Source organism: Thioalkalivibrio sp. ALE23, from assembly GCF_000378545.1.
Taxonomy (GTDB): Bacteria; Pseudomonadota; Gammaproteobacteria; order Ectothiorhodospirales; family Ectothiorhodospiraceae; genus Thioalkalivibrio.
On record NZ_KB900052.1, the window covers coordinates 1 to 7630 of the forward strand.

Sequence of the window (7630 nt, forward strand, 5' to 3'; positions counted from 1 at the left end):
AAGGAAGATGCGATTCGGGATGTTATCCACCATCGAAACGAACGCCTTGGACTCGGACAACTCCTCCAGCGACTGGGTGGTCAACACGAGGAGCGCATTCTTCTTCGCCAGTGTCCTGAGCCAGTCATTCACCTTCGAGGCGAATGTTTCATCCTCCAGCATGAACCAGGCCTCTTCCACATAGATCATTGTGGGCCGGCCATCCAGGCGTTGGTAGATCCGGTGAAACGCATAATCCATGAACGCGCGAGCCGCACGCGGATCGTCGTAGAGCCCGCCCATTTCCATCGCCGTCCAATGAGAGAAACTGAGCGCATCTTCCGGGTTGTCGAACAGGCCGGCTCGCTGCCCGTCCCCCACCCAGGACTGCAGCTGTTCCGCCAGATGCTGGCTCAGCTGCACCGCGAACGAGGACAGCGTGACGGGCTTGCCCTTCTTTTTCAGCTCCACCACCTGCTGGATCGTCTGCCATATTTCCTGCTCGTCCTTGGCAGTAACGGTGTAATCCCTCGATTCGAGAAGGATTTCCACCCACTGAGCGAACCAACGCATGTCCTCTTCGGTGTCAATCTGCGCCACCGGGTTCATTGGCGCGCTCTCCTGGTTCAGCCAGAGATAGTTTCCGTCGTGCATGTACGTCGGTATCCGACAGGTCAAATCCTTGTCGAATATGAAAACCTGGCTGGGACTATAACGATTGAACTGGCTGGCGAGGAACATCATCAGGACCGACTTGCCCGACCGGGAGGGACCGATGACGATCCCGTGCGGAAGATCCGACTCGTGCCAGGAGAAGAAGTAGGGAATGCGATCTTCGGTTTCGAGAGTGGTGAGGGCACTGGTCTCCACGCCTCGTTGCTGGGTCAGGTAGGCATTATGGCGGTCACCGCTCTTGACGGCCCGGACCGGGAGGCAGTCCGCGTAGTTTTCGCCGGAAACGAACATCCAGCGCACGGGTTCCTGCACCTGCCCCGGAATGTGCCCCGTCCAGGCCGAAAGCAGGTGAACCTTCTCCCGCAGCAAGGTGAACTGCCGGCGCCGCAGCAGCTTCATGGTATCCGCGTAGCGTCTCTCCAGATCCTTCGGGTCCGAACCGAATACAGTCAGCGTCGCAAGAAGGAACCCTCCGCTTCCGCCAGCGCCCAGATCCGTCAGCGCCTCATCCGCTTCCTCGAACTGCACGAGCCGGGTATTGTCCTGAGTGGCTTCTTCCCCGCCCTGAGAAATGGCCTCTTTGAAGTAGCCGACGATGCTCTTCGAGAAATTGGCGTTGTGACGCCGTATGTCCTCGATGTAGCTTTTGGCGTCCTCGGGCTCCAACGTACGAAACGTGATCGTAAAGTCCAGCTCCGCATCCGCCATTTGCACGGCATCAAAGATACCGGGCTGCGTATAGTGCGGCCAGGCCTTGATTGAAGCGGTCGCTCCGTAACGCACACTGTCGCCGTCGAACTGCAGGTTCGAGGCATTGACGGTTAGGCTTTCATCGCCCAGGAACGAATCGAGATAGGTGTTCCGGAAATCCGCCGCCACCGCTTCCTGATCCGAGCTTGGCGAGATGGAGCGGTGGAGCATGGCGGTAAACTCCTTACCCCTGAGCCTTTTCAGGCCCAGTGATGCCAGTGCCGCCGTGAACTGCGCAATCTGATTCTCGATACGATTGACGCGCGTGAAGGTCTCTTCAGCGTCCAGCATCAAACGGTTCTTGTTCGACAGGGTCATCTGCGCCGCTTTTTTCGCCGCCCGGATCATGTTGTCGCCTTGCGACAACGCCTGACCGTAAACGGAGAAAAACCGACCGGTCCCACTTTCCGGGGGAAAGCTGATCGAAAGGGTGTTCCGGTGGATGTATCCGGTTGATGCGGCCAGTTTCCGGTTCCACTCCGCCTCGACATATCGGGAGCCGGGGTTATCCATCGCGTCGGAGGGCATGCACATCTCCACGCGGCGTCGCTGCGTGGTCCACCACAATGTCGAACCGGGCTCCAGTGCTTTCGTTGCGGCCTCGATACGCTCGACCAGCGTGTTGATCTCGATCGCTTCCACGCCTTCCATGTCGTAGCCTTCGTACGAAAACCCCGCCAACAAGGAGCCGTCTTTGCAGAGGACGAGTTCGTCCGTCAGGAAGGCCATCCATGGAAGGAACTCAGCCAGTGCTCCATGCGCATCCTGATAGGACTTGTCCGGTCGTTCTCGGTCGAGTTTCAGCACAGCGTATCCCGATCCCATCCCTGGGGGCGTTTGTTGGCTTTCTGATTCAGTCGCGGCCACGGTTCGTATCGGTCTGCCTGCCGGGCATACCGCATGTACACCAACCGCGCCTGCGGGTCTTGCTTATAGATATGCTTCAGGAAACGATGCAACAGCCAGGCAATCACGAACCACCAGTACCAATACATGCCCATGATCATGGCCGCAGCGACCGTGCCGTTCGCGATCACCAGCTTGTCTTCCACGCCAGCGATCCGCTTCCCCTCCATCAGACTGCTTCGTAGCGGGGCCTGACGCAGTACATTCGGATCAAACTCTCCGTCACCCTGTTCCGACATGAAAACCTCCGTCAGTCGTCAAGCTCCACATTCCGCTTCGCTGAACCCGAACATCCCGATGAACTGGACCGACAGCAGTGCCAGCGTCATCCCGAAAAGCAGTCGGAAAGCAATGGCGGTCAGGCCGTTCAGCTCCCCGAATGCCAGCGTTAGCCCGGTCACCACCAACGCGATGATGATTCCGGCTCGCGCCACAGGGCCACAGAACGAGTCCCGAATTAAGACAAGCGTGTCATACCACGGCACTGCATCCGAGTTTGCCAGAGCGATCTCCGGGAACAGCACGGCGAGCATCCCGAATGCTGCAACCAGCAGCACCCGGGACGAGCGCACAGTCTTCGTCTGGAGCAACGAACCCAGCATGCGGGATCAGCAGCCCGGGAGGGCGTCGGCGGCGCCGAAGAAGCTCATGAAATTGATCGCGAACAGCGCAACCGACAGGCCGAACACAACTCGCATCATCACACTGAAGATGCCGTTCAGTTCGCCAAAGGCGACCAGAAGCCCCGTCACCACAAACGCAATGACTGCCGCCGCCTGAGCAACCGGTCCGCACAGGGATTCGGTCACCATCCGCAACGGCCCCTCCCAGGGCATCTCTTCAGCACCCCCGGCCTGAGCCAGCGCCGGCTCCACCATCAGGAACAACGCGACCATCCCCATCGCCAGAGCAAACCTGTTCTGGGGGCGGCTGAACCAATCCTTCACATCGCTTCCGATGCTTTTCGCCATCACACTCAACATCAGCATTTTCGATCTTCCTTGTCTTTACGTTTTTTCAGGCTCGAACCGAAACACGTCCGTAAACTGGAACTGTCCGTTGCGGTATCCGTCCACACGCACGATTTCGGCAATATGCCGACGACCACCGGTCCGCGTCATCTGAATGACGTAATCGATAGTCGAGGCGATCTGATTGCGGATCGCGTCCGAAGGCCATCCGACGTCCGCAATCAGAATCAGGGTTTCCAGGCGACTCAGGGCCTGAACGGCGCTGTTGGCATGCAGGGAGCAACAACCGCCATCGTGTCCGGTGTTCATCGCCTGGATCATGTCGAAGGCTTCGCCGCCACGGATCTCCCCGATAACGATGCGATCCGGGCGGTACCGCAGGGCCAACTTCAGAAGACGCCGCATATCGATCCCGATCTGATCATTCGTCTGGACGCGCACCTGGTTGGGCACGGCCACGTCCAGCTCCGGGACATCCTCCAAGACCATCACGCGGTCATCTTCCGGAATATGCTGCAGCAGGGCGTTCAGCAAGGCGGTTTTCCCGGACGACGTCCCCCCGGAGACCAGAAAGTTTTGTCGAGTGCGGATGAGCCAGTCCACCCATTCCTTCAGCCCTTCCCCATTATGCTGGGGAGGAGCCGGCTCCGGCATCTCGCCGTGATCACCGTCCAGAGCGAAATCGGCAAGCTGGCGTGCATAGTCTTCCATCGTGAATCGCACTTCACGATGCTTCCGAATGCAGATGGAATGCCCTGCTCGGGCGGTGGGGGCCAGGGCCGCGGCAACGCGCATACCCTTGATCTGAGTATCGATGATGGCGTTTTCACCATCCTCGCGGACGTCCTTGTCATCCATGCGCCCCATCAGAACGATGGCTGCGCGAATCGAGTTCGGATCTACGGATACATCCGCGCGGAACAGGTCACCGGCGCGCTCGATCCACACGGAATCCGGCGCGTTGACCATGATCTCCTGAACCTCGGGGTCATCCAGATACCCCGCCAGGGGCTCCAGATAGTTGTGGAGCATTTCCGCGGCATGCTCGGCCTGTTTTGCATCCATGTCCACGCTCCCTGCGTATTCGTTCCATCGAATCGAAACTACTATAACCGAGGGATCCCTTCGGTGCCTAGACCCGCTTCTGAGTCGAGCGAAGCTGCCCCCCGAATGCGCTTATGCCCACACCCAGGATGATCGGCACAATCCACATCGGCATGGGAACCAGGCTGAAGGGGGCATAGAACAGCGCAAACGAAGTCCAGCCCACGATGTGACGAAAAGTCTCATTCTTCAGCGGCGACGTGAGGCTATATTGCCACTTGCGTTTTTCACGCCCGTACAGCGCGTCCATCACCAACGCCACACCGACCGGTAGAAAGACCAGAAGCCAATCCACCACGGATAGCATCCGATAGAACATCGCCCAGATCGCCAGCCAGAACACTTGCAGCTGCTCCCAGATTGCGTTCTGACTCGTATCAAGGTCCCCCGCTGAGCCGTCCATCGTGAAGCCCCGAGCCATATTCCCCGACCAGGAGCGAACCGTCCCATGAAAGCCGGTATCAACCATCGTCGTCATGAATACCTGATCGGCCCGTTCCTTATAGGCGAGTTCTGCCGACTCTCCAATCACCCACGCATTCAGCGTCCGCTCCCAGTCGAGCATCCCCTTCATGTAGTCCTGTCCGGCGAACAGAAACAGCGTCACCGTCTGGAACAGCACGATGGCGATGGCGAGCCGGAATTTGGATAGCGGCTGTTGTGGAGAGGTCGGCTGACCCGGCATAACGATTCCCTTCGTTCTTCAGTATTGGAGGATGGGCACTTCGCTCTTCATCATCCTTCCATCGGCGAGTGTCGCCAGGATATTCAGGTTCGGGATCTCTCCGAACAGCGGCGGGGGAACCGCCTCAAGCTCCTCGGCCTCCAGCGTCTCGCTGTACCCGGAACGGCTCGTCTGGACCTCTCCGAAATCCCCGGTTCCTTCCCGATACCCGGTCTGAAGGTCCTCAACTTTCATCTTGGGCATGGACTTCGCGATGTATTCCTGCGTGTCTCCATCCTGAAGACGCAGGATGATCTTGTTGTTGATGTTGCCCAGGGCCTGAAGCGCGCTCGGCTTGTCGCCCATTCGCACCTCCACGTCGGACAACGTCTGTGTCGCCAGCAGGGCCCGCATCCCCGATCCTCGGCCTTTGTTCAGAATGCGGACCGCCGGCTCATTCAGAACCTCCGAAGCCTCATCGATGCAGAACCAGACCGATTTTTTCTCCCCTTCGTCGCCGTAGCCGCCGTAGTTGTAGATATCGCCGGACACCGCGGCCGCGTCCGCCAGCAGGATCGAGCCGATGGACGACCCCACCGTACTGTCCGCCAGCGAATCCAGCCCGACGTAGAAGACCTTGTTCTCGCGAATCACCTTCGCCATGTCCAATACGGGTCGATCGTCTTCCAGATCGTCGTACCGCGGGCTTAGCAGTTCATCGAGCACGTCCGCGGTCATCTTCGACAGAACCGGGACAAGAGAGGCGAGAAGTTTCTGCTGGTGTTCGCGATTGTGGGTGTAAGCCGTCACCAGTCCGTCGACCACCGAGCTACGGTGCGTCTTCGCGACAACATCGGTGTAAAACGCAATCATCTTCGTGATCTGCTGGTCCTGCTCCGAAGCGCCCTTTCCGGCATCCACGGATTCGCCCTCGTTCGAGCAGAACATCCGGAACCGCTGGTTCCAGTCGGAGGACCAGGTCTCGAAATGCACGGGCAGGACGCGCGCGATCAGATCCCCGGGACCACTCTCGATGTAGGCGCGGATGCTTCGCAGACTCGGCTTCTCGCCGACCTCGATCATCCCCTGTATCCCCGAGTTCAGCGCGTTCCAGGCGATGTCACGGAACGGGTCGGACCCGTCACTCGCCATAAGGTCGGTGATACGCGTGGCGATTTCCGTCCCACGGTTCCAGTTCTTCAGCGGATCAAACCGAACCGACCGATCAGGATAGGCCGGATGAAACATCGAGAACCGCTCGGGCTGCCCCAGCCGCTCACAGGCCCGCCGCATATTCTCGCGTAGCTCATGGTCACCCTTCGGGTCGATCACGATCACGCACTGATCCTTCAAAATCAGCTGCGTCAGGATCAGATCGTAAAGACGGGTTTTGCCGGATCCGGTGGTCCCGACAATCACCGTGTGCCCCTCCAGAAACTTCTCCGAGGCGTACACGTCCTGCGCGTATTTCAAGCCCTGAAGCCAATAGGCCCCGCCAATCTGGTTGGTCTTCGGCTCTTTCCCGATGACCTGGCTGGGCCCCCGGCGCAGAACCGAATACGCCTTGTTCGCGGCCTCCTTGTCCCAGATGTACCCCCGCCCGAGCCAGATTTTCCCGGGCTGCATCTTTTCCTGTAGTCCATCCACATCGATGAATTTCAGTGTTGCATCCCGCATTCGGCGGATTTCCGCCCACCGGGGCCACGCCTGAATCCCCCGATAGACCCCCATGGAGAGGATGAAGATCATCATCATCCCCGTCATCGGCCAGGAGGCATTACTGGCAAACCCGATGAGCGCCGTTGCCGCACCCGCGATCAACCACACGATCGCCGAACGGAGCTCGAAATTCGGGCGAAACGGTACTTCGTATTCATCCTTGGCAGTAAAGATCATGAACCATCCTCGCTCCCGGGGTGCTCAAGAATCCGATAGCCTCGCTGTTCCCCTTCCATCTCGATTCGTTCCATCTTCAGATTCATCGACCGGGCCGCCACCAGGCTGCGCAACTTGCCACGCTGGATTTTCTGACTCGAGATTTCATTGACCGCCTCCATCAACTCCGTTTCGGAAATCTCGGTCAATCCAGATTCGAACCGCTCCTTGACCACCGACCGAAGGGCTGAACCCGCCTCGCCCATGGACCCCGACTTCTGTTCTGAACCAACTGCGTTGGGGGCTGACTTACCACCTTCGCCGCCCTGGGCGGTTGCCTGTTGCTTCTTCCCCTTCGGGGTCTGACCGGCCCGCTTCTCTGGCTTCGCCTTGCTTTCTTCGCCTCCCTTCGAGGGCTTCGCTTCCCCTTCGTCCGAGTTTTTGGGCTCACCCTTCGCCTGCTGGGGCGGTTTCTGTGATTCCCCACTCGGGGGTTGAGCGATCTCGTTGCGCTTCCCGCGCGGGTGGAACCCGGACTGCGCCTTTTTGGTGCCCTCGGCCGGCTTCGCTTCATCGGACGGGCTCGGGCCTTTCTGATGCCCCTGCCCTTGGGTTTTCGACTGTTCGACTTCCCGGTCGCCCCCTGGCGCCTCCCCCGGTGGTGGATCAGCCTGGTCCCCCAGACGGATTCCGCCGCCGGTCGCGC

Annotated in this window: 8 protein-coding genes; all 8 read right to left on the minus strand. The window is 59.3% G+C overall.

The features are described 5' to 3' along the window. Window positions 1–2211 (minus strand): VirB4 family type IV secretion system protein (locus F573_RS0113410; RefSeq protein WP_038033508.1); only part of this gene is annotated, 2211 nt, incomplete at its 3' end. Beyond that, entirely contained in the window at window positions 2205–2549 is a 345-nt protein-coding gene (locus tag F573_RS0113415) for a VirB3 family type IV secretion system protein (RefSeq protein ID WP_019023015.1), read from the minus strand. The genes F573_RS0113415 and F573_RS0113410, both read right to left, overlap by 7 nt. A gap of 18 nt (window positions 2550–2567) precedes the next feature. Continuing rightward, window positions 2568–2912 (minus strand): TrbC/VirB2 family protein, encoded by a 345-nt coding sequence (locus tag F573_RS0113420; RefSeq protein ID WP_019023016.1) that lies wholly within the window; start codon window positions 2910–2912, stop codon window positions 2568–2570. Between the two features lie 6 nt (window positions 2913–2918). After that, window positions 2919–3299, minus strand: a complete 381-nt coding sequence (locus F573_RS0113425) for a TrbC/VirB2 family protein (protein ID WP_019023017.1) — start codon at window positions 3297–3299, stop codon at window positions 2919–2921. Window positions 3300–3317: 18 nt separating this feature from the next. Then, window positions 3318–4346, minus strand: coding sequence for a CpaF family protein (locus F573_RS0113430; protein ID WP_019023018.1), 1029 nt, complete (start codon window positions 4344–4346; stop codon window positions 3318–3320). A 67-nt stretch (window positions 4347–4413) separates the two neighbouring features. Next, on the minus strand, window positions 4414–5070 hold the full coding sequence (locus tag F573_RS0113435) for a DUF4400 domain-containing protein (protein ID WP_019023019.1): 657 nt from the start codon (window positions 5068–5070) through the stop codon (window positions 4414–4416). Between the two features lie 18 nt (window positions 5071–5088). Further along, a complete protein-coding gene (traD, locus tag F573_RS0113440; protein ID WP_019023020.1) occupies window positions 5089–6945 on the minus strand; it encodes a conjugative transfer system coupling protein TraD in 1857 nt (618 codons plus the stop codon). After that, window positions 6942–7630: hypothetical protein (locus F573_RS15290; RefSeq protein ID WP_019023021.1), on the minus strand; the 689-nt coding region annotated here is incomplete at its 5' end. The genes traD and F573_RS15290, both read right to left, overlap by 4 nt.

Excerpts from the sequence above, each read along its gene's own strand:
- traD (WP_019023020.1), bottom strand. The coding sequence starts at position 6,945 with ATGATCTTTACTGCCAAGGATGAATACGAAGTACCGTTTCGCCCGAAT.
- F573_RS0113435 (WP_019023019.1), bottom strand. The coding sequence starts at position 5,070 with ATGCCGGGTCAGCCGACCTCTCCACAACAGCCGCTATCCAAATTCCGG.
- F573_RS0113430 (WP_019023018.1), bottom strand. The coding sequence starts at position 4,346 with ATGGATGCAAAACAGGCCGAGCATGCCGCGGAAATGCTCCACAACTAT.
- F573_RS0113415 (WP_019023015.1), bottom strand. The coding sequence starts at position 2,549 with ATGTCGGAACAGGGTGACGGAGAGTTTGATCCGAATGTACTGCGTCAG.
- F573_RS0113425 (WP_019023017.1), bottom strand. The coding sequence starts at position 3,299 with ATGCTGATGTTGAGTGTGATGGCGAAAAGCATCGGAAGCGATGTGAAG.
- F573_RS0113420 (WP_019023016.1), bottom strand. The coding sequence starts at position 2,912 with ATGCTGGGTTCGTTGCTCCAGACGAAGACTGTGCGCTCGTCCCGGGTG.